Here is a 24,301-nt window from a genome sequence, read left to right on the forward strand (position 1 = left end):
GCGCCGCGTGCCGGCGTCAGCCCGAACGCAAAGCGTTCGACGGCGACAACACCGGCAAGTTGGACGACGATCGGGGCGCGGACGCGCAGCGAAACAAAAAACGGGGCTGAAGGCGAGCTTCAGCGTACCTCATCGAGGTTGGCGCGACCAGCGACGCCAGGGCCAGGCTCCCCGGTCGATGCTGCTCAGACTCCGTTTTCTGTTCAGAAACATGCGGATGGAAGAAAAAGTCAGACGGCTGATTTTGCCGAATTGTGCGCGATGACGACCTGCGCGGCGGCGAAAAGCGAATCGACTATACCATCCGATTCGATCGTTTGTATAGCGTTGCCATGGTTGTAGCCGTACGGCACGGTGAGCGTCGCCATGCCGGCCGCGCGGCCCGCGAGCGCGTCGTTCTCCGAATCGCCGATCGCGACCGTCGCGCGCGGCGCGACGCCGAGCGCGACGCACGCGGCGAGCATCGGCGCCGGGTCGGGCTTCTTGCGCGGCGCGCTGTCGCCGCCGAACACCGCGCCGAAGTAGTCGCGCAGGCCGTACTGAGCGAGCAGCTCGACCGCGAACCGGTGCGGCTTGTTCGTCACGCATGCGAGCTTGACGCCCGCGTCGCGCATCGCGTGCAAGCCTGCCTCGACGTCCGGGTAGAGCCGCGTGTGGCGGCCGTTGATTTTCGCGTATTCGGCCTGGTAGAGCGCGAGCGCCTCGTCGAAGCGCGCTTTCGCCTCGTTTTCCGAAAAACGCGGCGTCAGCACGCGCTGGATCAGGTTCTCCGAGCCTTTGCCGACGTAGCGCATCACCTCCTCGCGCGTCGTTTCTTGCGCGTCGAGCTGCGCGAGCATCGCGTTCAGGCCGGCCGTGAAATCGTCTGCGGTATCGACCATCGTGCCGTCGAGGTCGATGAGCGCCGCGTCGATGCGCGGCGCGCCGAAAAGGGGCGTCGTCGTCATCGTGCTCACGCGCGCTTGACGGTCGCGAGCGCGTCGCGCATTTCGCCGATCACCTGACGATAGTCGGGCTTGCCGAAGATCGCCGAGCCCGCGACGAACGTGTCGGCGCCCGCCGCGGCGATTTCGGCGATGTTGTCGGCCTTCACGCCGCCGTCGACTTCCAGATGGATCTCGCGGCCCGTCCGCGCGGTGTACGCGTCGATTCGCGCGCGGGCGTCGCGCAGCTTGTTGAGCGCCTCGGGAATGAACGACTGGCCGCCGAAGCCCGGGTTCACCGACATGATGAGCACGAGGTCGACGCGGTCCATCACGTGGTCGAGATAGTTGAGCGGCGTCGCCGGATTGAACACGAGGCCCGCCTTGCAGCCGTGATCGCGGATCAGGCTGAGCGTGCGGTCGACGTGATCCGACGCCTCCGGATGAAAGCTGATCAGGTTCGCGCCCGCCTTCGCGAAATCCGGCACGATCCGGTCGACCGGGCGCACCATCAGGTGCACGTCGATCGGCACCTGCACGTGCGGACGGATCGCCTCGCAGACGAGCGGGCCGATCGTGAGGTTCGGCACGTAGTGGTTGTCCATGACGTCGAAGTGGATCCAGTCGGCGCCGGCGGCGACCACGTTGCGGACTTCTTCGCCGAGCCGCGCGAAGTCGGCCGACAGAATGCTGGGGGCGATGCGGAATTGCGTCATGAGCGGAAAGCGCGTGGGGAGCGTTGCGATACGAAAAACGTCATTCTACCGCCGCGGCGCGCGCCGCCCGGTTGCGGGCCGCGGCCTCATCAAGCAGAATGCCGAACCAAAGCGGCGCGTCGGCCGCACGGGGCGGGCGCCTCGGCGTCGGCTGCGGCGGGCGACCTCGACGGGACCATCATGAGCCAGTATCGATTCAGCGTGTCGGTGAAGACCAGCTACCTGCCGGAACAATCCGACCCCGAGAACCGTCAATACGCATTCGCGTACACGCTGACGATCCGAAACACGGGCCAGGTCGCGGCGCAGCTGATCGCGCGGCACTGGATCATCACGGACAGCGAGAACCAGGTTCAGGAGGTCAAGGGGCTCGGCGTCGTCGGCCACCAGCCGCTGCTGCAGCCGGGCGAGCAGTTCGAGTACACGAGTTGGGCCGTGATCGCGACGCCGGTGGGCACGATGCGCGGCGCGTATTTCTGCGTCGCGGAGGACGGCGAGCGCTTCGAGGCGCCCGTCGACGAATTCGCGCTGCACATGCCGCGCACGCTGCATTGAGCGTGCGGCATCGCGGGGGCGCGGGAGATTCAAAGGCGTTTTCAGCGCTGGGGCTTGTCGTGCCGGCCGGGCTGCTTCTTCTTGCCCGAAGCCGTCCAGACGACGATGAAGACGAGCAGGGCGAGCGCCAGCAAAGATTCCAGCGCGAAGATGAGCATCGGGTATTGGTCGAGCAGATCGGACATGGCGGTTTCCATCATCAACGGACATTGTATGGGTTTTAGCCGGCGGCTTGCCGGGTGGGCGGCGGCCGTCGCGGCCGCGGCGCTCCTCGCCGCGTGCGGCGGCACGCCGCTGCGGCAGGCCTCGCGGCCCGCGGGTGCCGCGATCGTACCAGGGCAGATCGCGGCTGCGCGGCTCACGCCCGTCGCGTGGCAGCAGGTGCCGGGCTGGCAGGACGACAGCCTGATCGGCGCGACGATCGCGCTGCGCGAGAACTGCGCGCGCCTCGCGCGGCAGGCGAACTGGCAGCGCGCGTGCGCGGCGGCCGCGCGGATCGACGATCTCGACGTGGGCAGCGCCCGCAGCTTCTTCGAGACGTATTTCACGCCGTTCCAGTTCGCGAACAACGACGGCACGCTCGACGGCCTCGTGACCGGCTACTACGAGCCGCTGCTGCACGGCTCGCGGGTGCGGCGCGGCCCGTATCAGTACGCGCTCTACCGCTGGCCCGCGGGCTATCGCGCGGGCGCGTCGATGCCGGCGCGGGCGCCACTCGTGCGCTCGGGCGCGCTCAGCGGCAACGAGCTCGTGTGGGTCGACGATCCGATCGAGGCGTTCTTCCTGCAGGTGCAGGGTTCGGGCCGGATCGTTCTCGACGACGGCTCGGTGATGCGGGTCGGCTACGGCGGCACCAACAACCAGCCGTACCGTTCGATCGGCAAGTGGCTGCTCGACCGCGGCGAACTCGGCGCAGGGCAGGCGACGATGCAGGGGATCAAGGCGTGGGCGCGCGCGAATCCGTCGCGGGTCGACGCGCTGCTCGACACGAATCCGCGCTTCGTGTTCTTCCGCGAGATGCCGTCGCAGGAAGACGTGCCGCACGGCGGCGCGGACGGCCCGGTCGGCGCGCTTGGCGTGCCGCTCACGCCGGAGCGCTCGATCGCGGTCGATCCGTCGTCGATTCCGCTCGGCACGCCGGTGTTCCTGCAAACGACGCGTCCGATGACGAATGCGCCGCTCAATCGCCTCGTGTTCGCGCAGGACGTCGGGACGGCGATCAAGGGCGGCGTGCGCGCCGACTACTTCTGGGGGCTCGGCGACGATGCGGGCGATCAGGCCGGCCGGATGAAGCAGACCGGACGGATGTGGTTGCTCTTTCCGAATTCATGATCCGAACTCGATCCGGGCGCGAGCGTGCGGGCGGTGAGCGTCGATTCGTCTCGCGCGGCCGCTGGCCGCGTGGGCGTGCGATCTCATGATCGCGTCGCGCAAACGTTGCGTTCGGGCATTGCGTTCGGTAGGCGCCGGATTGCGCAGGTAGGCCCCCAAATTGCGCACTGCGTTTGCCCGCTCGCCGGGCGGCGCGGCATGCATTGCTTTGTGCGTCCGGCGCTGCGGGTGCAAGCCGCGCGAACGGCGCGCGACGGACGGCAGCGCCACGCTTGGAGGCCCGCCCCGCCGTCGCACACGATCGTCACGGCCGCCGCTTGTCGACCACCCGCCGCGCCTTGCCGACAGAGCGCTCGATGCCGTTGACGGGCAGCACGTTGACGATCGCCGTCACGCCGATCAACGATTTGATGTCGTGCGCGAGCGCCTTGCGCGCGGCGTCGATCATGGCCGCGTCCGGCGCGGTCTCGGGGCAGGGCTCGACGTTGAGCGTGAGCACGTCGAGCGGCCCGTCCTTCGTCAAGACCACCTGATAGTGCGGCGCGAGCGCGCGCTGCTTCAACAGCTGTTCCTCGAGCTGAGTCGGAAACACGTTTACGCCGCGCACGATCATCATGTCGTCAGAGCGGCCGGTGATCTTTTCCATCCGGCGCATCGTGCGCGCGGTGCCGGGCAGCAGGCGCGTGAGGTCACGGGTCCGGTACCGGACGATCGGCATCGCCTCCTTCGTGAGCGACGTGAACACGAGCTCGCCGAACTCGCCGTCCGGCAGCACTTCGCCCGTGTCGGGGTCGATGATTTCGGGGTAGAAGTGGTCTTCCCAGATCGTCGGACCGTCCTTCGTTTCGACGCATTCCGACGCGACGCCCGGGCCGATCACTTCGGAGAGCCCATAGATGTCGACTGCGTCGATGCCCATGCGCTTCTCGATCGCGGCGCGCATGTCGTTGGTCCACGGCTCCGCGCCGAAGATGCCGATTCGCAGCGAGCACCGAGCCGGATCGAGGTGCTGGCGCTCCATCTCGTCGGCGATCGACAACATGTAGCTCGGCGTCACCATGATGATGTCGGGCCGAAAGTCCTGGATCAACTGCACCTGCTTTTCCGTCTGCCCGCCGCCGAACGGAATCACCGTGAGTCCGGCCCGCTCCGCGCCGTAATGTGCGCCGAGCCCGCCCGTGAAAAGGCCGTAGCCGTAGCTCACGTGAACCTTGTCGCCCGGCCGTGCGCCCGCCGCGCGAATCGAGCGGGCGACGAGATTGGCCCACGTATCGATGTCGTGCGCCGTGTAGCCGACCACGGTCGGCTTGCCCGTCGTGCCCGACGAAGCGTGAATGCGCGAGATGCGTTGTTGCGGCACGGCGAACATGCCGAACGGGTAGTTGTCGCGGAGGTCGTTTTTCGTCGTGAACGGAAAACGGCTCAGATCCGCGAGCGTTTTCAGATCGTTCGGATGAACGCCCGCCTCGTCGAACTTGCGCCGGTAGACCGGCGAATGCTCATACGCATGCGCGAGCGACCATTTCAAGCGTTCGAGCTGAAGCGCGAGCAGTTCGTCGCGGCTCGCTCGTTCGATCGGCTCGAGCGGAAGCGAGGTTGCCATGATGTCTCCAATATATTTATGTGGGCTGCGTGGACGCTAATGGTCTGCAGGGATCACCGTCCCTTTGATTTGAGTCGATTTGCCGCGGAACATCGCGACGGGCTCTCCCGCCCGGTTCGTCACGCGGATATCGTAGATGCCGTGCCGGCCGTTCAGTGTCTGCTCCGTCGCCTCGGCGGTGAGCACGTCGCCGCATGCGACCGGCCGCAGGAATTCGATCGAGCAGCCGGCCGCGACCGTATTGATGTTGTACGAGTTGCACGCGAACGCGAACGCCGAATCCGCGAGCGTGAAGATGAGCCCGCCGTGGCAGATCTGGTGACCGTTCAGAAAATCGGGGCGCACCGGCATGCGCAAGCGAGCATAGCCCGGCCGCACTTCGAGCAGCTCCATGCCGAGCTCGCGGCTGCACGCGTCTGCTGTATACATCGCTTCCGCGGTCGCGCGGGCGAGCGCTTCGGCGGAGCGTTCGGCGGCGGCCGATGGGGTGTGCGCAGCCATCTCAGCGCCCCTCGAAGCGAGGCGCGCGCTTTTCGATGAACGCGCGCACGCCTTCCGCGTAGTCGTACGATTGCCCGAGCTCGCGCTGAAGATCGCGTTCGAGATCGAGCTGCTGGTCGAGCGTGTTGGTGATGCCCGCGCGCATCGCCTGCTTGATCGCGGCGATCGCGCGCGTCGGCTGTTGTGCGAGTTGTCGGGCGAGCTGGGTGGCGGTGCCTGGCAGCTCGGCGTCGTCGACGACGCGCCACACGAGCCCCCAGCGCTCGGCCTGCTCGGCGCCGAGCTTGTCGCCCGTCAGCGCGAGGCCCAGCGCGCGGGCGAAGCCGACGCGTTGTGGCAGGAACCACGTGCCGCCCGAATCGGGAACCAGGCCGATTTTCACGAACGACTGGATGAAGCTGCTCGATTTCGCCGCGATGACGATGTCGCATGCGAACGCGAGATTGGCGCCCGCGCCCGCCGCGGTGCCGTTCACGGCGGCGATGACGGGCAGCGGCAGCGCTTGCAGACGGCGAACGAGCGGATTGAAGTGCTCTTCGATCATCGTGCCGAGGTCGGTCGTCGCACCCGGCGTGAAATCGAGGTCGGCGAGATCCTGGCCCGCGCAGAAGCCGCGCCCCGCGCCCGTGAGAATCAGTGCGCGCGCGTTCGCGGCCTGCACGTCGCCGAGCGCCGATTGCAGCTCGCGATGCATGTCGCGCGTGAAGCTGTTGAGCTTGTCGGGGCGATCGAGCGTGATCGTCGCAACGTGTGTCGCCTGATCGATTTCGATGCGAATCGCTTGGTAGGACATCGGCTGTCTCCTTATGTTTTCGATTCGGTTCAAACTTCAGAAGTCTGAGCGGATGTCGCGGGGCGCGCTCGAACCGGCTGGCCGCCGTGGCTCGGCTTGCGTCTCCTGCGAGCCTGTGAGCCGTCTGCCTTCGAAATGAACCGGATGAGCACTTCGTCGGTTTGTCGGCCCTACACGCGCTCGATCGCGATGGCGATCCCCTGACCGACGCCGATGCACATCGTGCAGAGCGCGTAGCGGCCGTTCGTGCGATGCAGCTGATACGTCGCGGTCGTCACGAGCCGCGCGCCGGACGCGCCGAGCGGGTGCCCGAGCGCGATCGCGCCGCCGTTCGGATTCACCCGCGCATCGTCGTCCGCGACGCCGAGCAGGCGCAGCACCGCGAGCCCCTGCGAGGCGAACGCCTCGTTCAGCTCGATCACGTCGAACTGGTCGATCGTCATCCCGAGCCGCGCGAGCAGCTTGTGCGTGGCCGGCGCCGGGCCGATGCCCATCACCCGCGGCTCGACGCCCGCCGTCGCGATCCCCAGCACGCGCGCGCGCGGCACGAGCCCGTGACGCCGCGCGGCCGCCTCGCTCGCGACGAGCAGCGCGCACGCGCCGTCGTTCACGCCCGACGCGTTGCCCGCCGTCACCGTGCCGTCCGGCCGCACGACGCCCTTGAGCTTCGCGAGCGCGTCGAGCGACGTGTCGCGCGGATGCTCGTCGCGCGACACGACGGCCGGCTCGCCTTTCCTCTGCGCAATCGTCACCGGCACGATCTCCTGCGCGAGCGTGCCGTCGGCTTGCGCGCGCGCGGCCTTCTGCTGGCTGCGCAGCGCGAACGCGTCCTGGTCGGCGCGGCTCACGCGGTAATCGGTCGCGACGTTCTCGGCCGTCTCCGGCATCGAATCGACGCCGTACTGCTGTTTCATCAGCGGATTGACGAAGCGCCAGCCGATCGTCGTATCGAAGATCTCGGCCTGGCGCGAGAACGCGCTCGTCGCCTTGCCGGTCACGAACGGCGCGCGGCTCATGCTCTCGACGCCGCCCGCGATCATGAGGCCGGCCTCGCCGGCCTTGATGGCGCGAGCGGCGACGCCGATCGCGTCCATCCCGGAGCCGCAGAGGCGGTTGATGGTCGAGCCGGGCACGGCCTGGGGCAGGCCGGCGAGCAGCAGCGACATGCGCGCGACGTTGCGGTTGTCTTCGCCGGCCTGGTTCGCGCAGCCGTAGATGACGTCGTCGACGGCGGCCCAGTCGACGTCGCGGTTGCGCTCGACGAGCGCCTTGAGCGGCACGGCGCCGAGGTCGTCGGCCCGCACCGGCGCGAGGGCCCCGCCGTAGCGGCCGATCGGCGTGCGGATTGCGTCACACAGGAATGCTTCGGTCATGTCGAATTCCGGCGAAGGAGAACCCGCGAGCGGGCAGGTTCATACATGGTAGTGAACGATGGCGAGGTCGGCAGCCCGGCCGAACGGGTTATGCCGTTTGGCCGGCTTCAGCGGATGCGGCCTTCGGCGCAACATGGTGGCGACTCTGCACGACGCGGAAGCGATTCGCGACGAACGCGGCGTCGGCGAGCGATGCATTCGCGGCCGGATTGGCGCCCGTGCCGTGAAAGTCGGAGAACGCCGCCGATTGATTGACGAACACGCCGCCCGTCAGATTGATCGACAGCGCGACGCCGCCGCGCACGGCCGCTTCGTGCGCGGCCTCGACGACGGCGTCGTCCGTACTGTAGACGGAGAGCGTGAGCGCACCGTGCTCGGCCGCGATCGAACCGGCGAGATCGAGCGATTGCGCGGTCGAATCGGTTGCGATGACGAACGAGATCGGACCGAACCATTCCCGCGTGTACTTCGCGCGATCGGTGATGTCGAGCTGCAGCACGAGCGGCGTGCGTACGCGCGCGCCCTTGAAAGCGGGATGTTCGAGCGCCTGGCTGTCGGCGAGCACGCGGCCGAGCTTGCGCGCGTCGTCGATGCGGGCCGCGACGCCTTCGTTCTGAAGTGCGCCGATGAGCTCGACCGAGCGTGCCGGGTCGCCTGTCAGCTTCTGCACGGCGCCCGCGATCGCTTGCGCGACGTCGTCGAAGCTGACATGTCCTTCCGCGGTGCGGATGCCGTCACGCGGAACATAGATGTTTTGCGGCGCGGTGCACATCTGGCCGGAGTAGAGCGCGAGCGAGAACGCGATGTTCTTGACGGCGGCTTTCAGGTCGTCGACGGAATCGATCACGATCTGGTTGACGCCTGCTTTCTCCGTATACACCTGCGCCTGGTGCGCGTTGCGTTCGAGCCAGTTGCCGTTTTGCGAACTGCCGGTGAAGTCGATCAGCTTGATTTCCGGGCGGAGCGCGAGCTCTTGGACGAGCGCGCCGTCGTTCGATTCGGTCGCAAGCAGCGTGACGACGTTCGGATCGAAGCCGGCTTCGCGCAGCACGTCGCGCGCGATGCGCACGGTGATCGCGAGCGGCAGAATTGCGCCGGGATGCGGCTTGACGATGACCGTGTTGCCGGTTGCAAGATCGGCGAACAGGCCCGGATAGCCGTTCCACGTCGGGAATGTGCAGCAGCCGAGGACGAGGCCCGTGCCGCGCGGCACGATCGTGTAGCGCTTGTGCATCGCGAGCGGCGGGTTCTTGCCTTGCGGTTTTTCCCAATGCGCGTCGGCTGGGATGCGCTGCAGCTCCTGCCATGCATAGGCGACGGCTTCGAGCGCGCGGTCCTGCGCATGCGGCCCGCCCGCCTGGAACGCCATCATGAAAGCCTGTCCCGTGGTGTGCATGACGCTGTAAGCAATTTCGAAGCTCGCGCGATTCAGCCGGGCGAGAATCTCGACGCACACGCCTGCCCAGGCGGAAGGCCCGGCCTCGCGCCATGCGCGCTGCGCTTGCGCGGCGGCGGCGATCAGCTCGTCGGGCGACGATTTCGGGTAACGGATGCCGAGCGCGAAACCGTACGGCGACTCTTCGGCGCCGACCGTTTCGCCCGAGGCGGGCTGGTCGAGTTCGAACGGCTTGTCGAGTTGGGCTTTGAATGCTGCTTCGCCGTCTGCGTTGGCGCTTTCCCCGTACACTTTGGGGCTCGGCATCTCGGCGAACGGGCTCCAGTAGCCGCGCGTTTCGATCGTGGAGAGCGCGTGCTTCAGCGTGTCTTCATGCTTCGTGAACAGAGGATGGGTCATGGCGGCAGGCTTGATGAAGGTTGAGGAAGGTGGAGGTTATTAATAAACCGACCGGTTGGTCGGAAAATGTTAGCATCAAATCATTCGTGCGTGTGCGGCATTTCATGTTTCATTGATCGAGGAGAAGCAGATGGCTTACGAAAATATCCTGGTGGAGACGCGCGGCCGGGTGGGGTTGATTACGCTGAATCGTCCGAAGGCGCTGAACGCGCTGAACGACGCGCTGATGGACGAGCTGGGCGCGGCGCTCAAGGCGTTCGACGCGGACGAAGGCATCGGCGCGATCGTGCTGACGGGCAGCGAGAAAGCGTTCGCGGCGGGCGCCGACATCGGGATGATGGCGACCTATTCGTACATGGACGTCTTCAAGGGCGACTACATCACGCGCAACTGGGAGGCGGTGCGTCAGATTCGCAAGCCGGTCATCGCGGCGGTGGCGGGGTTCGCGCTGGGCGGCGGCTGCGAGCTCGCGATGATGTGCGACATCATCTTCGCGGCGGACACGGCGAAGTTCGGCCAGCCGGAGGTCAAGCTCGGCGTGCTGCCGGGTGCGGGCGGAACGCAGCGCCTGCCGCGCGCGGTGTCGAAAGCGAAGGCGATGGACATGTGCCTGACCGCTCGCTTCATGGATGCGGAGGAAGCGGAGCGCGCCGGCCTGGTGTCGCGGATACTGCCGGCGGACAAATTGCTCGACGAGGCGATCGCCGCGGCGACGACGATCGCCGAATTCTCGCTGCCTGCCGTGATGATGGTGAAGGAGGCGGTGAATCGCGCATACGAGACGACGCTCGCGGAGGGGGTGCACTTCGAGCGCCGCTTGTTCCATGCGGCGTTCGCGACCGAAGATCAGAAGGAAGGAATGGCGGCGTTCGTCGAAAAGCGCAAGCCGATCTTCAAGCACCGCTGAGCTTGCGAGGTGCGTCGCGCGTCTTTGTTTGTTGTTACGAGGTGCGCTTCGTATGAGTGAGGCGGACTCGGCTTTCCGGCCGCTTCGCGATCCCGAAGCGTCGGCGCAAAAAACTGTCGAAAGGGGCTTGCGCGTGGGAGGGGTTATGCCTACAATCACGCCTCTTTCGCGCCAAGCCGAACGCGGCGCGAGAGGGGAAGCGGGAAGTTCCGATGCCGAGGTGGTGCGGTCGAAGCGGTAGCCGGCTGGCGGTGCGGAAAGGTGATCAGGGCGGAGCGCGACGCGGTAGTAAAAAAGTTGTTGACGCGCTGCGAATAAGTGATCATAATCTCGTTTCTCTGCTGCAGACAACGCAGCGCTGCTGAGAAGGCGGCAGAAAGTAGTGAAGTCTTCTCGCAGATGTGCTCTTTAACAATGAACAGCCGATAAGTGTGGGCGCTTGATGGAAGCGGGCGATCCTTGGATCGCAAGCAAAAGTATCAAGAGTCTCACACTAAAGTAAGTCAGGTTTATGGAGCAATTCATATACCTGTCAGCTTTGAGTGAGCGACCGGTTGGAAACAACCGAAAACAGTAACAGGAATTGAACTGAAGAGTTTGATCCTGGCTCAGATTGAACGCTGGCGGCATGCCTTACACATGCAAGTCGAACGGCAGCACGGGTGCTTGCACCTGGTGGCGAGTGGCGAACGGGTGAGTAAAACATCGGAACATGTCCTGTAGTGGGGGATAGCCCGGCGAAAGCCGGATTAATACCGCATACGATCTACGGATGAAAGCGGGGGACCTTCGGGCCTCGCGCTATAGGGTTGGCCGATGGCTGATTAGCTAGTTGGTGGGGTAAAGGCCTACCAAGGCGACGATCAGTAGCTGGTCTGAGAGGACGACCAGCCACACTGGGACTGAGACACGGCCCAGACTCCTACGGGAGGCAGCAGTGGGGAATTTTGGACAATGGGGGCAACCCTGATCCAGCAATGCCGCGTGTGTGAAGAAGGCCTTCGGGTTGTAAAGCACTTTTGTCCGGAAAGAAAACCTTTGGGCTAATACCCTAGGGGGATGACGGTACCGGAAGAATAAGCACCGGCTAACTACGTGCCAGCAGCCGCGGTAATACGTAGGGTGCGAGCGTTAATCGGAATTACTGGGCGTAAAGCGTGCGCAGGCGGTTTGCTAAGACCGATGTGAAATCCCCGGGCTCAACCTGGGAACTGCATTGGTGACTGGCAGGCTAGAGTATGGCAGAGGGGGGTAGAATTCCACGTGTAGCAGTGAAATGCGTAGAGATGTGGAGGAATACCGATGGCGAAGGCAGCCCCCTGGGCCAATACTGACGCTCATGCACGAAAGCGTGGGGAGCAAACAGGATTAGATACCCTGGTAGTCCACGCCCTAAACGATGTCAACTAGTTGTTGGGGATTCATTTCCTTAGTAACGTAGCTAACGCGTGAAGTTGACCGCCTGGGGAGTACGGTCGCAAGATTAAAACTCAAAGGAATTGACGGGGACCCGCACAAGCGGTGGATGATGTGGATTAATTCGATGCAACGCGAAAAACCTTACCTACCCTTGACATGGTCGGAATCCTGCTGAGAGGCGGGAGTGCTCGAAAGAGAACCGGCGCACAGGTGCTGCATGGCTGTCGTCAGCTCGTGTCGTGAGATGTTGGGTTAAGTCCCGCAACGAGCGCAACCCTTGTCCTTAGTTGCTACGCAAGAGCACTCTAAGGAGACTGCCGGTGACAAACCGGAGGAAGGTGGGGATGACGTCAAGTCCTCATGGCCCTTATGGGTAGGGCTTCACACGTCATACAATGGTCGGAACAGAGGGTCGCCAACCCGCGAGGGGGAGCCAATCCCAGAAAACCGATCGTAGTCCGGATTGCACTCTGCAACTCGAGTGCATGAAGCTGGAATCGCTAGTAATCGCGGATCAGCATGCCGCGGTGAATACGTTCCCGGGTCTTGTACACACCGCCCGTCACACCATGGGAGTGGGTTTTACCAGAAGTGGCTAGTCTAACCGCAAGGAGGACGGTCACCACGGTAGGATTCATGACTGGGGTGAAGTCGTAACAAGGTAGCCGTATCGGAAGGTGCGGCTGGATCACCTCCTTTCTCGAGCTTATTTCCGCGAAGTTGAGCGCTCACGCTTATCGGCTGTAATCAAGACAGACTCAGGGGTCTGTAGCTCAGTCGGTTAGAGCACCGTCTTGATAAGGCGGGGGTCGTTGGTTCGAATCCAACCAGACCCACCAAGTTGTCTGGCGCAGGAAACCTGGGTGAAGTCTCTGTAGGGGGCATAGCTCAGCTGGGAGAGCACCTGCTTTGCAAGCAGGGGGTCGTCGGTTCGATCCCGTCTGCCTCCACCAATTGCGGTGCTCGTTAGTGCTTCAGCGCTTACGAGCATCTCACTCCCGAAGGGAGTCCCAATGGAGAATATTTGATTGGGTTCGAGAGAACGAATCGAGTATTCCCCATTGGCGATTGAGCCAGTCAGAGTGATACGTAGTATGTATCGGCTGTCGTTCTTTAACAATCTGGAAGAAGTAAGTAATTTGGATAGCGGAAGCGTCTAATGAGATGGACGTGGAAACTATCCGGGTTGTGATTGTATCGATGTATCTCAAGATGATTCGGGTCTACTCCCTTCGGGAGTGGGGCCGGCGTAAGCGCTAAAGCGCTAACGCCGGACCGACATCAATTTTGGAATACGGCACAACGCGAGAACTCAACCTGTAGCGACTGTCGTCCCCCATGCGGGGATGGGGCCCTCGTAAGCGCTAAAGCGCTAACGATGGCCGACATGAGACAGACTCGTTATAGGGTCAAGCGAACAAGTGCATGTGGTGGATGCCTTGGCGATCACAGGCGATGAAGGACGCGGTAGCCTGCGAAAAGCTACGGGGAGCTGGCAAACGAGCTTTGATCCGTAGATGTCCGAATGGGGAAACCCACTCCTTTTGGAGTATCCATGGCTGAATACATAGGTCATGTGAGGCGAACGCGGTGAACTGAAACATCTAAGTAACCGCAGGAAAAGAAATCAACCGAGATTCCCAAAGTAGTGGCGAGCGAAATGGGAAGAGCCTGTACTCTTTATCTGTATTGTTAGTCGAACGCTCTGGAAAGTGCGGCCATAGCAGGTGATAGCCCTGTAGACGAAAACAGTATGGAAGAACTAGGTGTACGACAAGTAGGGCGGGACACGTGAAATCCTGTCTGAAGATGGGGGGACCATCCTCCAAGGCTAAATACTCGTGATCGACCGATAGTGAACCAGTACCGTGAGGGAAAGGCGAAAAGAACCCCGGGAGGGGAGTGAAATAGATCCTGAAACCGCATGCATACAAACAGTCGGAGCCTCGTAAGGGGTGACGGCGTACCTTTTGTATAATGGGTCAGCGACTTACGTTCAGTAGCAAGCTTAACCGAATAGGGCAGGCGTAGCGAAAGCGAGTCCGAATAGGGCGTTCAGTTGCTGGGCGTAGACCCGAAACCAAGTGATCTATCCATGGCCAGGATGAAGGTGCGGTAACACGTACTGGAGGTCCGAACCCACTAACGTTGAAAAGTTAGGGGATGAGCTGTGGATAGGGGTGAAAGGCTAAACAAACTTGGAAATAGCTGGTTCTCTCCGAAAACTATTTAGGTAGTGCCTCGTGTCTCACCTTCGGGGGTAGAGCACTGTCATGGTTGGGGGGTCTATTGCAGATTACCCCGCCATAGCAAACTCCGAATACCGAAGAGTGCAATCACGGGAGACAGACATCGGGTGCTAACGTCCGGTGTCAAGAGGGAAACAACCCAGACCGCCAGCTAAGGTCCCCAAATATGGCTAAGTGGGAAACGAAGTGGGAAGGCTAAAACAGTCAGGAGGTTGGCTTAGAAGCAGCCACCCTTTAAAGAAAGCGTAATAGCTCACTGATCGAGTCGTCCTGCGCGGAAGATGTAACGGGGCTAAGCCATATACCGAAGCTGCGGATGCGTGCTTTGCACGCATGGTAGGAGAGCGTTCCGTAAGCCTGCGAAGGTGCGTTGAAAAGCGTGCTGGAGGTATCGGAAGTGCGAATGCTGACATGAGTAGCGATAAAGGGGGTGAAAGGCCCCCTCGCCGTAAGCCCAAGGTTTCCTACGCAACGTTCATCGGCGTAGGGTGAGTCGGCCCCTAAGGCGAGGCAGAAATGCGTAGCTGATGGGAAGCAGGTCAATATTCCTGCACCATTGTTAAATGCGATGGGGGGACGGATCGCGGAAGGTTGTCCGGGTGTTGGAAGTCCCGGTCGCTGCATTGGAGAAGGCGCTTAGGCAAATCCGGGCGCGGAATTCAAGGGTGTGGCGCGAGCTTCTTAGGAAGCGAAGCAATTGGAAGTGGTTCCAAGAAAAGCCTCTAAGCTTCAGTTTAACGATGACCGTACCGCAAACCGACACAGGTGGGCGAGATGAGTATTCTAAGGCGCTTGAGAGAACTCGGGAGAAGGAACTCGGCAAATTGGTACCGTAACTTCGGGATAAGGTACGCCCTGGTAGCTTGATGCGCCTGCGCGCAAAGGGTGAAGGGGTTGCAATAAACTGGTGGCTGCGACTGTTTAATAAAAACACAGCACTCTGCAAACACGAAAGTGGACGTATAGGGTGTGACGCCTGCCCGGTGCCGGAAGATTAAATGATGGGGTGCAAGCTCTTGATTGAAGTCCCGGTAAACGGCGGCCGTAACTATAACGGTCCTAAGGTAGCGAAATTCCTTGTCGGGTAAGTTCCGACCTGCACGAATGGCGTAACGATGGCCACACTGTCTCCTCCCGAGACTCAGCGAAGTTGAAGTGTTTGTGATGATGCAATCTACCCGCGGCTAGACGGAAAGACCCCATGAACCTTTACTGTAGCTTTGCATTGGACTTTGAACCGATCTGTGTAGGATAGGTGGGAGGCTATGAAACCGGAACGCTAGTTTCGGTGGAGCCGTCCTTGAAATACCACCCTGGTTTGTTTGAGGTTCTAACCTTGGCCCGTGATCCGGGTCGGGGACAGTGCATGGTAGGCAGTTTGACTGGGGCGGTCTCCTCCCAAAGCGTAACGGAGGAGTACGAAGGTACGCTAGGTACGGTCGGAAATCGTGCTGATAGTGCAATGGCATAAGCGTGCTTAACTGCGAGACCGACAAGTCGAGCAGGTGCGAAAGCAGGTCATAGTGATCCGGTGGTTCTGTATGGAAGGGCCATCGCTCAACGGATAAAAGGTACTCTGGGGATAACAGGCTGATACCGCCCAAGAGTTCATATCGACGGCGGTGTTTGGCACCTCGATGTCGGCTCATCTCATCCTGGGGCTGTAGCCGGTCCCAAGGGTATGGCTGTTCGCCATTTAAAGAGGTACGTGAGCTGGGTTTAAAACGTCGTGAGACAGTTTGGTCCCTATCTGCCGTGGGCGTTGGAAGTTTGAAGGGGGCTGCTCCTAGTACGAGAGGACCGGAGTGGACGAACCTCTGGTGTACCGGTTGTGACGCCAGTCGCATCGCCGGGTAGCTATGTTCGGAAGAGATAACCGCTGAAAGCATCTAAGCGGGAAACTCGCCTTAAGATGAGACTTCCCCGGGGACTTGATCCCCTTGAAGGGTCGTTCGAGACCAGGACGTTGATAGGTCGGGTGTGTAAGCGCAGTAATGCGTTCAGCTAACCGATACTAATTGCCCGTAAGGCTTGATCCTATAACAAGTCTGTCTCGGTAGTCGTTGGCGCGTCAGCGCTCACGGATATCGAGTGTCGAGTGCAAGGCGCTCGACGTACTGCGGTTGAAGTACCGCGTATGTGTGAGATACAACCTCACAACCCACCCAAGATTACTGCTTCTTCCCAGATTGGTTCTGTTGGCCGCGCCAGCAGAACAACCCTCTTTGCCTGATGACCATAGCGAGTCGGTCCCACCCCTTCCCATCCCGAACAGGACCGTGAAACGACTCCACGCCGATGATAGTGCGGATTGCCCGTGTGAAAGTAGGTAATCGTCAGGCTCCCCTCTGAAAACCCCCGCCCTCGCCGGCGGGGGTTTTGCTTTTTACGCCTCCGCCAATCCCCTGAACGCCCTCGGCAGGAGCCTCGCGCTCCAGCTCCCGCCTCGACTCCCTTCTCGCTCGAGCGCGGGCGGGCCTCTCGGACGGTACGCACGCGCTCTTGGGATTCGACCGGCCCTCGCGTCTAGTCCGCCGATCTGCTCCACGCGTTTCGCAGCGTGAGCGCCGCGACCCCCACATACAGCGAGTTGCTTTAAATCTAGCTATTTGCCTATCGGCGTGCCTGTAAGCCGGGCATCTCGACTCGAAAAACTTTTGCGACGTCCGCGCGTAAAATCTCCGAACCAATAAAAATTTTGCGCAACAGAGCATGAATATCCCCCCACAATTCGCTCGAGCAGTCTGTCCGCACGATTGTCCCGACACGTGCGCAATCCGCGTCACGGTCGAGAACGGTAGAGCCGTCAAGGTCGCCGGCGACCCCGATCATCCGCCAACTCAAGGCGTTCTCTGCACCAAGGTGAGCCGATATGCAGATCGTGTTCATCACCCCGAGCGGCTCACGGTGCCCCTCAAGCGAATCGGCCGGAAAGGGGCGGGGCGATTCGAGCCGATCAGTTGGGACGAAGCGAACAACCTGGTGGCGCAGAGGCTATCGGAAATCGCCCGCCGGGCCCCCGAAGCCATTGTTCCCTACAGCTATGCGGGAACGATGGGGCTTATCCAGGGCGAAAGCATTGCTCAACGTTTTTTCAACAAACTCGGTGCGTCGCGCCTCGAAAGAACGATCTGCTCGGCGGCCGGCGCCGCGGGGCTGCGCTACACGTACGGCGCGAGCGTCGGGATGCATTTCGAATTCTACGAGGAGAGCGACCTCATCTTGATCTGGGGGGCAAATCCGATCGCCTCCAATCTGCATTTCTGGACGCGCGCGCAAGAAGCCAAGCGTCGTGGTGCGCGCCTGATCGCCATCGATCCGTACCGCTCGTTGACGGCGGAAAAATGTCATCAACACATCGCGTTGAAGCCGGGGACGGATGGTGCGCTTGCGCTTGGCATCATGCACGTGTTGATCGACGAAGGCCTTATCGATCAGGACTACATCCGCGATTACACGCTCGGTTTCGATGCGCTGAAAGTGCGCGCGCTGAATTATTCGCCCGAGCGCGTAGCCGGGATCTGCGGCGTGACGGTCGAGGAAATCGTCGAGCTGGCGCGCCTTTACGGACGCACGCGCAAGGCCTCGATTCGTCTCAATTACGGCATGCAGCGCGTGCGCGGCGGCGGCAACGCGGTCCGCGCGATCGCCTGTTTGCCCGCGCTCACGGGGGCGTGGCGTGATCGCGCAGGCGGGCTGCTCCTGTCCTCGTCCGAATGGGCGCCAGTCGACTCCGCTGCTCTGGCGCGCCCTGACTTGCTGCCGGATTGGCCGAACAAGCTGCCGCGTTCGATCAATATGAATGCAATTGGCGACGCGTTGCTGCATCCCGGCGATCAGGATTTCGGGCCGAAGGTGGAGGCGATCATCGTCTACAACTCGAATCCGGTCGCCGTTGCTCCCGACTCGGAGAAGGTCGCCGCCGGCTTTGCACGAGAGGACCTGTTCACCGTCGTTCTCGAGCATTTCAAGACAGATACCGCCGACTACGCAGATCTTCTGTTGCCGGCGACGACGCAGCTCGAGCATCTCGACGTTCACAAATCATATGGTCACACCTATGTGATGGCGAACTTGCCGTCGATCCCGCCGGTCGGCGAGGCGCGCCCGAACACGGAGATATTTCGCGGCATCGCGCGCAGCATGGGGCTCGACGAGCCGGCGCTCCACGACGACGACGAAACGCTCGCTCGCCTGTCGCTGCGCTGGAACGATTCGTCGCTGCAGAGCGATTGGGACACGCTCAAGCAGGCAGGTTGGCTCAAGCTGAAGCTCGCCGAAGCGCCATTCGCAAACGGCGGCTTTCGGACGCCGTCCGGGAAGTGCGAGTTCTACAGCGAGCGCCTCGCAGAAATGGGCCTTGATCCATTGCCGGACTACCTGCCGCCTTACGAATCCGCGGACGGCGCGCCCGAGCTGGCTGCCCGCTATCCGCTCGCGATGATCTCGCCGCCCGCCCGCCACTTCCTGAACAGCACGTTCGTCAACGTCGCGAGCCTGCGCGCGACGGAGGGCGAGCCGCACCTCGACATCCATCCGGCCGACGCCGAGCATCGCGGCATTGCCGACGGCGACCCGGTGCGTATCTTCAACGATCGCGGTTCGCTGCGCGCGAAGGCTCGCGTGACCGACCGGGCGCGGGAAGGGCTCGTCGTCGGCCTGTCGATCTGGTGGAAGAAGCTTGCGCCGGACGGCCGCAACGCAAATCAGGTGACGAGCCAGGCGCTGACCGATCTGGGCCGCGGCGCGACGTTCTACGACTGTCTGGTCGAGGTCGAGCGCGGATGACGCGATTCGGCAGCGAACGTTCCGGCATCTTTACGCAAGTTGGAAAGGAGTGTCTAACCCGGTTGTCTGGACCGGGCCGACCCGTTACGATGCCAATTTTTAGCACGACCATTCGAAAATCAGTGAGGAGACGCGCCGCATGGACAAAATTTGGCTGAAATCGTATCCGCTCGGTGTCCCGGCCGAAATTGACGCGTCCCCGTATTCGTCCGTCCCCGATCTGCTCGACGAGAGCTTTAGTCTTTATCGGGACCAGAAGGCGTTCATCTGCATGGGCAAGGCGATCACGTACGGCGAGCTGGACGTGCTGTCGCGCAAGCTCGGCGCGTGGCTTCAGTCGCGCGGCCTGTCGCGCGGCGCGCGGGTCGCGATCATGATGCCGAACGTGCTGCAGTACCCGGTGGCGATCGCCGCGGTGCTGCGCGCGGGCTATACGGTCGTCAACGTCAATCCGCTCTATACGCCGCGCGAACTCGAGCACCAATTGAAGGACAGCGGCGCCGAGGCGATCGTGATCCTCGAGAACTTCGCGACGACGCTGCAGGCGGTGATTGCGAAGACGTCGGTCAAGCACGTCGTTGTCGCCGCGATGGGCGATCTGCTCGGCGTGAAGGGCGTCCTCGTCAATTACGTCGTGCGCCGCGTGAAGAAGATGGTGCCGGCATGGAGCCTGCCGTCGTACACGCGATTCAATGCGGCGCTCGCCGCGGGCGGCCGGCAGTCCTTCAAGCAGGCGAAGCCTGCGCCCGACGACGTCGCGTTCCTCCAGTACACGGGCGGCACGACGGGCGTCGCGAAGGGCGCGACGCTGCTTCATCGCAACATCGTGTCGAACGTGCTGCAGGCGCAGGCATGGCATGAGCCGGCGCATGCGAAGCGCCCGGAAGTGAAGCAGTTCATCACCGTGATCGCGCTGCCGCTCTATCACGTGTTCGCGCTGACTGTCTGCGGGCTGCTGACGCTGCGCACGGGCGGCACGGGGATTTTGATCCCGAATCCGCGCGACATCGCCGGCATGATCAAGGAGTTGAAGGGCTACCAGATCATCACGATTCCGGCCGTCAACACGCTGTACAACGCGCTGCTGAACCATCCGGATTTCGAGCAGCTCGATTTCTCGAAGCTCGCGGTCGCCAACGGCGGCGGGATGGCGATTCAGGAAAGCGTCGCGAAGCGCTGGTACGACAAGACGAAGACGCCGATCGTCGAAGGCTACGGCTTGTCCGAAACCTCGCCTGTCGCGACCTGCAACCCGGTCACCGCCACCGAATATAGCGGCACGATCGGCTTGCCGCTACCGTCGACCGAGATCGCAATCCGCGACGACGCGGGTGACGACGTGCCGCTGGGCCAGCCGGGCGAGATCTGCATTCGCGGTCCGCAGGTGATGGCGGGCTACTGGAATCGCCCGGACGAAACCGCGAAGGTCATGATGCCGGACGGTTTCTTCAAGACGGGCGACGTCGGCGTGATGGACGAACGCGGCTACGTGAAGATCGTCGACCGCAAGAAGGACATGATTCTCGTGTCGGGCTTCAACGTCTATCCGAACGAGGTCGAGGACGTGGTCGCGTCGCACCCGGGCGTGTTCGAAGTCGCGGCCGTCGGCGTGCCCGACGAGCACTCGGGCGAGGCGGTGAAGCTGTTCGTCGTCAAGAAGGACCCGGCGCTCACCGACAAGGATCTGATCGCCTACTGCAAGGATCGGCTCACTGGCTACAAGCGGCCGAAGTACGTCGAATTCCGCGCCGATCTGCCGAAGACCAACGTCGGCAAGATCCTGCGGCGCGAGTTGCGCGACGGCAAGGCGTAACGGGCATCGCCCCGCCGCGCTCAGAATGGGCGGCGGCGTCGCCCGGCTTGACGCGGCGGGCCTGCGGCGGCTGCCGTCCGCTCGTTTCCGAATCGAGGCGTTCGCTTCCCGGGACGCTTGCTTTCGAACCGCTGCGCTGTTTCTCACGGTCGCATCAACGTCGAGTTCCGGAACAGGTCGGCAGAAGTTGATCGCCATAACGCCCGGTGCGCCGCATCGGGCGTTTTGCATTGAATGTCGACGTGTGGCGGTTCATGCCCGCGCAAATGCGAACGGTTTCCTTGATGCGACATTCCGGCGCGAACGGCTTCGATTCTCGCTGACGCATGGCGGAACGCGATCGTGCAAGGCCGGATGAATGAACGCAATCCCGCAACCGTGCTCGCGCAGCCGTTCCGGCACCGCCCCCGGAGGCCGTAGCGTTGCTGCCCCTCCTTGCACGCCGGTTCGCCGCTTCCGCACGTTTCGCGGCCGGCAACTCGGAAGCCAGGCTATCGTTGCGGTGCGTGCGCTTACCTTCTTGCGCCGCCCGACATCTCTTCGACCCAGCAAAAAAGCGCCAACCTGTCGCAGGCCGAACCCGCATCAATAAAAAAGGCGCCCGAAGGCGCCTTTTAAGTTACTACCGAGTGTTACCCGCTTATTAGAACTTGTGGCGGATGCCCACGCGCGCCGCGAACTGGTTGCGGTTCGACGACGGCGTCAGGCCGTTGATCGCGGCGGTTGCCGGGCCGACCGTGTTGCCGTCGGCTTCGATCACGTTGCCCGAAGCGTGCTGATACACGCCGATTGCGTAGACGTCGGTGCGCTTCGACAGGAAGTAGTCGACGCCGACCGAGCCCTGGTGATACTTGGCTGCCGACGCGCCGGCGATCTTGCTGCCTTGCGTGTAGTCATACGCCGCGCCGGCGAGGAGCGCCGGGGTCAACTGATACTTGAAGTTGACTTCCGCGTTGTTGAACGTCGCGGTCTGGCTCGGGAATGCCGTGCTCGCGAAATTCATGAACTTGATGTTCGAGTACGTGACGCCGACCGTCGCCGCGCCGAACGAGTAGGCGCCGCCCGCACCGATCACCTGGTACGTGTGAGCCGATGCGTAGCCTGCGTAGACCGGGGTCGTCACGGCAGCCGGCGTGCTCGTCGTCGTGTTGTTGCCGAACAGGCCGCCAGCCGTCGCCGGCGTGCGCGCGTTCAAGTAGCCGACGCCCAGCACGAGCGGGCCGTTCGTGTAGCCTGCGCCGAGCGACCAGGTCTGGTTGCGGCTGAAGTCGCCGGCGACGCCGCCGAAGCTGTACAGGCCGCCGAACGTGAAGCCGCCGTAGTTCGCGCTCGTGAACTTGACTGCGTTGTTCACGCGGTACGCGTTGTTGAAGTTGTCGAGGTCGCCCGGGTGAGCGGCGATGTAGCCGCCCCACTGATCGCCCGCTTCCAGCGGACCGACGAAGTCGACGACGGAGTCGTACTGGCGGCCGAGCGTGACGGTGCCGAAGCCGCTCGACAGGCCGACGTAAGCCTGACGGCCGAATTCGAGGCCGCCCTGACCGAACTTGCCGGAGTTCACGTCGAAGCCGTTTTCGAGGACGAACACAGCCTTCAGGCCGCCGCCGAGGTCTTCCGTGCCGCGCAGGCCCCAGCGGCTACCCTGCATGACGCCGCTCGACAGGTTGTACAGGTGCTTGCCACCAGCGTTGGTGTTGATGTTGAAGCCTTCGTCGATGATGCCGTACAGCGTCACGCTGCTTTGCGCATGAGCGGCGCCAGCGAACGCGCTCAGCGCGACGAGCGCGAGAAGCGACTTTTTCATTAAAAGATCTCCAAGGATGACAAATTTATTGTGGCGGGGCCGATGTTTGTTTTTGATGGCGATACCCGCGCGAACTTCGAATGAAGCCGCTCGTAATGTAGCAAAAGGACTTTTTGGGACAAAGCGAAAGAGCGGTGCGCGCGTCTCCCATGTTTCCTTTACGCAACAATGGTTAAAATCACGGGTTAACCGCTATTTTCCGGCGCTACCGTGCTAGGTAGCCGCAATAAAATTGTTACGAATTCCTTACTGCGTGCAATATGCCCGCACGGAGAAACGCGATGGTGTTTGACGAACTGATCAGTGAATTTGACCGGGGCCTGCGCTCGATCACGGGCGTGAGCCGGATGAGCCGGCCGGTGCCCGCGCCTGATGCCGCGGCGCCCGCCGAGCTCACTGCCGCCGAGCGCAAGCACGCGGCGGGGCTGATGCGGGTGAATCACGTCGGCGAGGTCTGCGCGCAGGCGCTCTATCAGGCGCAGAAGCTCACGACGTCGTCGTCCGAGTTAAAGGAGATGTTCGAGCATGCGGGGCGCGAGGAGGAGGATCACCTCGCGTGGACCGCGCACCGCCTGAAGCAACTCGATTCGCGGCCGAGCCTGCTGAATCCGCTGTGGTATGCGGGCGCGCTCGCGATCGGCGTCGTCGCCGGGCGTCTCGGCGACAAGGTGAGCCTCGGCTTCATGGCCGAGACGGAGCGGCAGGTCGAGAGCCATCTGGACAGCCATCTGTCGGCGCTGCCGGCGGCCGATGTCGAATCGCGCGCGATCGTCGAGCAGATGCGCGCCGACGAGGTCAAGCACGGCAAGACGGCGACCGACGCGGGCGGCATCGAGCTGCCGATGCCGGCGCGGATGCTGATGCGCGCCGCGTCGAAAGTCATGACAAGCACTGCATACTATCTGTGAGACATACGTCGGGACGGCCGCATGCGCGGCGTCCCGGCCGACGACGGAAACCCGCCTCTTTTCCCGCGCCTTTTCCCCCGCCGAAATACCTGCTGTCGCGCCCACCTGGGGCGTGCTTCTCATGTACCACTTTCACAAGATGCACTAGCCCATTCATTTATAACGTTTTTTGGTTTGAGGGTCAGCTTGAGGAGGCGAGCGTAAGTCCTTGTTCTGACTAACAAAATTCGTCAAAAAAACGGGAGCCTCCCTTGACCGCCCATAGGCCTTCCTCTAAAGTGGGAGACAGTGTGAGAAAGTGTATTTTTGTGTGATTTGCCGGGCTTTTCCGGCTAGATTCTCAGCATTGGGCGGGTACTTCGGTGCCCTGATCGGGAGAGCGGAAAAGTGTTCCAAGGGGCGTCGGCGCTGACGCTCGATGCGAAAGGGCGGATGTCGGTGCCGTCTCGCTATCGCGAAGCGCTGCAAGGACAGGCAGAAGGACGGGTGACTGTGACCAAGCACCCGGACGGCTGCCTGTTGCTGTTTCCGCGCCCCGAATGGGAAGTGTTCCGCGCGAAGATCGCCGCGCTGCCGATGGATGCGCATTGGTGGCGCCGTATTTTTCTCGGCAACGCGATGGACGTCGATCTCGACAGCGCGGGCCGGATTCTGGTGTCTCCCGAGCTGCGGATGGCGGCCGGGCTGGAAAAGGAAGTCATGTTGCTGGGAATGGGAAGTCACTTCGAGCTGTGGGACGCGCAGACCTACATCGCGAAGGAGCAGGCGGCGATGGCGCAGGGCATGCCCGAAGCGCTGAAGAATTTCACGTTCTGATTGCGG

17 protein-coding genes, 2 tRNA genes and 3 rRNA genes are annotated in these 24,301 nt (G+C 62.6%); 12 read left to right on the forward strand and 10 right to left on the reverse strand.

Features of this window, described 5'->3' with window-relative positions:
• Positions 1 to 230 precede the first annotated feature (230 nt).
• Genes WS78_RS01770 through WS78_RS37425 form a run of 3 tightly spaced genes read right to left on the reverse strand, consistent with a single transcriptional unit; the run spans position 231 to position 1,894 of the window.
• Entirely contained in the window at positions 231 to 947 is a 717-nt protein-coding gene (locus WS78_RS01770) for a phosphoglycolate phosphatase (protein WP_059581665.1), read from the reverse strand.
• 5 nt (positions 948 to 952) lie between these two features.
• Positions 953 to 1,639: a ribulose-phosphate 3-epimerase gene (gene rpe, locus WS78_RS01775; RefSeq protein WP_038746524.1), complete on the reverse strand. Its 687-nt coding sequence runs from the start codon at positions 1,637 to 1,639 to the stop codon at positions 953 to 955.
• 45 nt (positions 1,640 to 1,684) lie between these two features.
• The gene (locus WS78_RS37425) at positions 1,685 to 1,894 is read right to left on the reverse strand and encodes a hypothetical protein (protein ID WP_081989475.1); all 210 of its coding nucleotides are present in this window, start codon (positions 1,892 to 1,894) and stop codon (positions 1,685 to 1,687) included.
• Between WS78_RS37425 and apaG the strand changes: the two genes are divergently transcribed.
• Positions 1,820 to 2,194, forward strand: coding sequence for a Co2+/Mg2+ efflux protein ApaG (gene apaG, locus WS78_RS01785; RefSeq protein WP_038746527.1), 375 nt, complete (start codon positions 1,820 to 1,822; stop codon positions 2,192 to 2,194). The genes WS78_RS37425 and apaG overlap by 75 nt on opposite strands.
• 41 nt (positions 2,195 to 2,235) lie before the next feature.
• On the opposite strand, the gene WS78_RS37430 is transcribed toward apaG, so the two are convergent.
• Positions 2,236 to 2,379, reverse strand: coding sequence for a hypothetical protein (locus WS78_RS37430; RefSeq protein WP_038746530.1), 144 nt, complete (start codon positions 2,377 to 2,379; stop codon positions 2,236 to 2,238).
• A 28-nt stretch (positions 2,380 to 2,407) separates the two neighbouring features.
• Between WS78_RS37430 and mltA the strand changes: the two genes are divergently transcribed.
• Positions 2,408 to 3,526, forward strand: coding sequence for a murein transglycosylase A (gene mltA / locus WS78_RS01795; protein WP_052145048.1), 1,119 nt, complete (start codon positions 2,408 to 2,410; stop codon positions 3,524 to 3,526).
• Between the two features lie 304 nt (positions 3,527 to 3,830).
• On the opposite strand, the gene paaK is transcribed toward mltA, so the two are convergent.
• The 5 genes from paaK to paaN form a co-directional block, all read right to left on the reverse strand.
• Positions 3,831 to 5,129, reverse strand: a complete 1,299-nt coding sequence (gene paaK / locus WS78_RS01800) for a phenylacetate--CoA ligase PaaK (RefSeq protein ID WP_038746536.1) — start codon at positions 5,127 to 5,129, stop codon at positions 3,831 to 3,833.
• Positions 5,130 to 5,165: 36 nt separating this feature from the next.
• Complete coding sequence (gene paaI / locus WS78_RS01805; RefSeq protein ID WP_082717523.1) at positions 5,166 to 5,558, reverse strand: hydroxyphenylacetyl-CoA thioesterase PaaI; 393 nt, start codon at positions 5,556 to 5,558, stop codon at positions 5,166 to 5,168.
• A gap of 73 nt (positions 5,559 to 5,631) precedes the next feature.
• Positions 5,632 to 6,423, reverse strand: coding sequence for a 2-(1,2-epoxy-1,2-dihydrophenyl)acetyl-CoA isomerase PaaG (gene paaG / locus WS78_RS01810; protein ID WP_038746542.1), 792 nt, complete (start codon positions 6,421 to 6,423; stop codon positions 5,632 to 5,634).
• A gap of 170 nt (positions 6,424 to 6,593) precedes the next feature.
• Positions 6,594 to 7,796, reverse strand: coding sequence for a 3-oxoadipyl-CoA thiolase (gene pcaF / locus WS78_RS01815; protein WP_059579917.1), 1,203 nt, complete (start codon positions 7,794 to 7,796; stop codon positions 6,594 to 6,596).
• Positions 7,797 to 7,884: 88 nt separating this feature from the next.
• Complete coding sequence (gene paaN, locus WS78_RS01820; protein ID WP_038744523.1) at positions 7,885 to 9,591, reverse strand: phenylacetic acid degradation protein PaaN; 1,707 nt, start codon at positions 9,589 to 9,591, stop codon at positions 7,885 to 7,887.
• A 130-nt stretch (positions 9,592 to 9,721) separates the two neighbouring features.
• Here paaN and WS78_RS01825 point away from each other — a divergent pair, with 130 nt between their 5' ends.
• From WS78_RS01825 to WS78_RS01875, 8 genes are all read left to right on the forward strand, one after another.
• Positions 9,722 to 10,498, forward strand: a complete 777-nt coding sequence (locus WS78_RS01825; RefSeq protein WP_059584410.1) for an enoyl-CoA hydratase — start codon at positions 9,722 to 9,724, stop codon at positions 10,496 to 10,498.
• 585 nt (positions 10,499 to 11,083) lie between these two features.
• Positions 11,084 to 12,616: ribosomal RNA gene (locus WS78_RS01840) — 16S ribosomal RNA — on the forward strand.
• Between the two features lie 63 nt (positions 12,617 to 12,679).
• Positions 12,680 to 12,756 (forward strand) — tRNA-Ile (locus WS78_RS01845).
• Between the two features lie 38 nt (positions 12,757 to 12,794).
• Positions 12,795 to 12,870: transfer RNA gene (locus WS78_RS01850), tRNA-Ala, on the forward strand.
• Positions 12,871 to 13,324: 454 nt separating this feature from the next.
• A 23S ribosomal RNA gene (locus WS78_RS01860) occupies positions 13,325 to 16,205 on the forward strand.
• Between the two features lie 189 nt (positions 16,206 to 16,394).
• Positions 16,395 to 16,508, forward strand: a 5S ribosomal RNA gene (rrf, locus tag WS78_RS01865).
• Together the 16S, 23S and 5S rRNA genes with 2 tRNA genes alongside form the textbook arrangement of a ribosomal RNA operon.
• 370 nt (positions 16,509 to 16,878) lie before the next feature.
• Positions 16,879 to 18,954, forward strand: a complete 2,076-nt coding sequence (locus WS78_RS01870) for a molybdopterin-containing oxidoreductase family protein (protein WP_059583238.1) — start codon at positions 16,879 to 16,881, stop codon at positions 18,952 to 18,954.
• A gap of 139 nt (positions 18,955 to 19,093) precedes the next feature.
• Positions 19,094 to 20,767, forward strand: a complete 1,674-nt coding sequence (locus WS78_RS01875) for a long-chain fatty acid--CoA ligase (RefSeq protein ID WP_038754507.1) — start codon at positions 19,094 to 19,096, stop codon at positions 20,765 to 20,767.
• Positions 20,768 to 21,410: 643 nt separating this feature from the next.
• Here the strand turns inward: WS78_RS01875 and WS78_RS01880 are convergent.
• Positions 21,411 to 22,571 carry a porin gene (locus tag WS78_RS01880; protein WP_059583241.1) on the reverse strand — a complete coding sequence of 387 codons (1,161 nt, stop codon included), beginning with the start codon at positions 22,569 to 22,571 and terminating at the stop codon, positions 21,411 to 21,413.
• Positions 22,572 to 22,852: 281 nt separating this feature from the next.
• Between WS78_RS01880 and coq7 the strand changes: the two genes are divergently transcribed.
• Entirely contained in the window at positions 22,853 to 23,479 is a 627-nt protein-coding gene (gene coq7 / locus WS78_RS01885) for a 2-polyprenyl-3-methyl-6-methoxy-1,4-benzoquinone monooxygenase (protein ID WP_038754501.1), read from the forward strand.
• A 387-nt stretch (positions 23,480 to 23,866) separates the two neighbouring features.
• Positions 23,867 to 24,295, forward strand: a complete 429-nt coding sequence (gene mraZ / locus WS78_RS01890) for a division/cell wall cluster transcriptional repressor MraZ (protein ID WP_038754498.1) — start codon at positions 23,867 to 23,869, stop codon at positions 24,293 to 24,295.
• The last annotated feature ends 6 nt before the right edge of the window (positions 24,296 to 24,301 follow it).

Origin of the sequence: Burkholderia savannae (genome assembly GCF_001524445.2) — a bacterium.
Taxonomy (GTDB): Bacteria; Pseudomonadota; Gammaproteobacteria; order Burkholderiales; family Burkholderiaceae; genus Burkholderia; species Burkholderia savannae.

What these genes read in the sequence shown, in the direction of transcription:
- coq7 (WP_038754501.1), top strand. Translation starts at nt 22,853, where the DNA reads ATGGTGTTTGACGAACTGATCAGTGAATTTGACCGGGGCCTGCGCTCG.
- paaN (WP_038744523.1), bottom strand. Translation starts at nt 9,591, where the DNA reads ATGACCCATCCTCTGTTCACGAAGCATGAAGACACGCTGAAGCACGCG.
- pcaF (WP_059579917.1), bottom strand. Translation starts at nt 7,796, where the DNA reads ATGACCGAAGCATTCCTGTGTGACGCAATCCGCACGCCGATCGGCCGC.
- paaK (WP_038746536.1), bottom strand. Translation starts at nt 5,129, where the DNA reads ATGGCAACCTCGCTTCCGCTCGAGCCGATCGAACGAGCGAGCCGCGAC.
- paaG (WP_038746542.1), bottom strand. Translation starts at nt 6,423, where the DNA reads ATGTCCTACCAAGCGATTCGCATCGAAATCGATCAGGCGACACACGTT.
- WS78_RS37430 (WP_038746530.1), bottom strand. Translation starts at nt 2,379, where the DNA reads ATGTCCGATCTGCTCGACCAATACCCGATGCTCATCTTCGCGCTGGAA.
- apaG (WP_038746527.1), top strand. Translation starts at nt 1,820, where the DNA reads ATGAGCCAGTATCGATTCAGCGTGTCGGTGAAGACCAGCTACCTGCCG.
- rpe (WP_038746524.1), bottom strand. Translation starts at nt 1,639, where the DNA reads ATGACGCAATTCCGCATCGCCCCCAGCATTCTGTCGGCCGACTTCGCG.
- WS78_RS01880 (WP_059583241.1), bottom strand. Translation starts at nt 22,571, where the DNA reads ATGAAAAAGTCGCTTCTCGCGCTCGTCGCGCTGAGCGCGTTCGCTGGC.
- WS78_RS01770 (WP_059581665.1), bottom strand. Translation starts at nt 947, where the DNA reads ATGACGACGACGCCCCTTTTCGGCGCGCCGCGCATCGACGCGGCGCTC.
- WS78_RS01875 (WP_038754507.1), top strand. Translation starts at nt 19,094, where the DNA reads ATGGACAAAATTTGGCTGAAATCGTATCCGCTCGGTGTCCCGGCCGAA.
- WS78_RS01870 (WP_059583238.1), top strand. Translation starts at nt 16,879, where the DNA reads ATGAATATCCCCCCACAATTCGCTCGAGCAGTCTGTCCGCACGATTGT.
- WS78_RS01825 (WP_059584410.1), top strand. Translation starts at nt 9,722, where the DNA reads ATGGCTTACGAAAATATCCTGGTGGAGACGCGCGGCCGGGTGGGGTTG.
- paaI (WP_082717523.1), bottom strand. Translation starts at nt 5,558, where the DNA reads ATGTATACAGCAGACGCGTGCAGCCGCGAGCTCGGCATGGAGCTGCTC.
- mltA (WP_052145048.1), top strand. Translation starts at nt 2,408, where the DNA reads ATGGGTTTTAGCCGGCGGCTTGCCGGGTGGGCGGCGGCCGTCGCGGCC.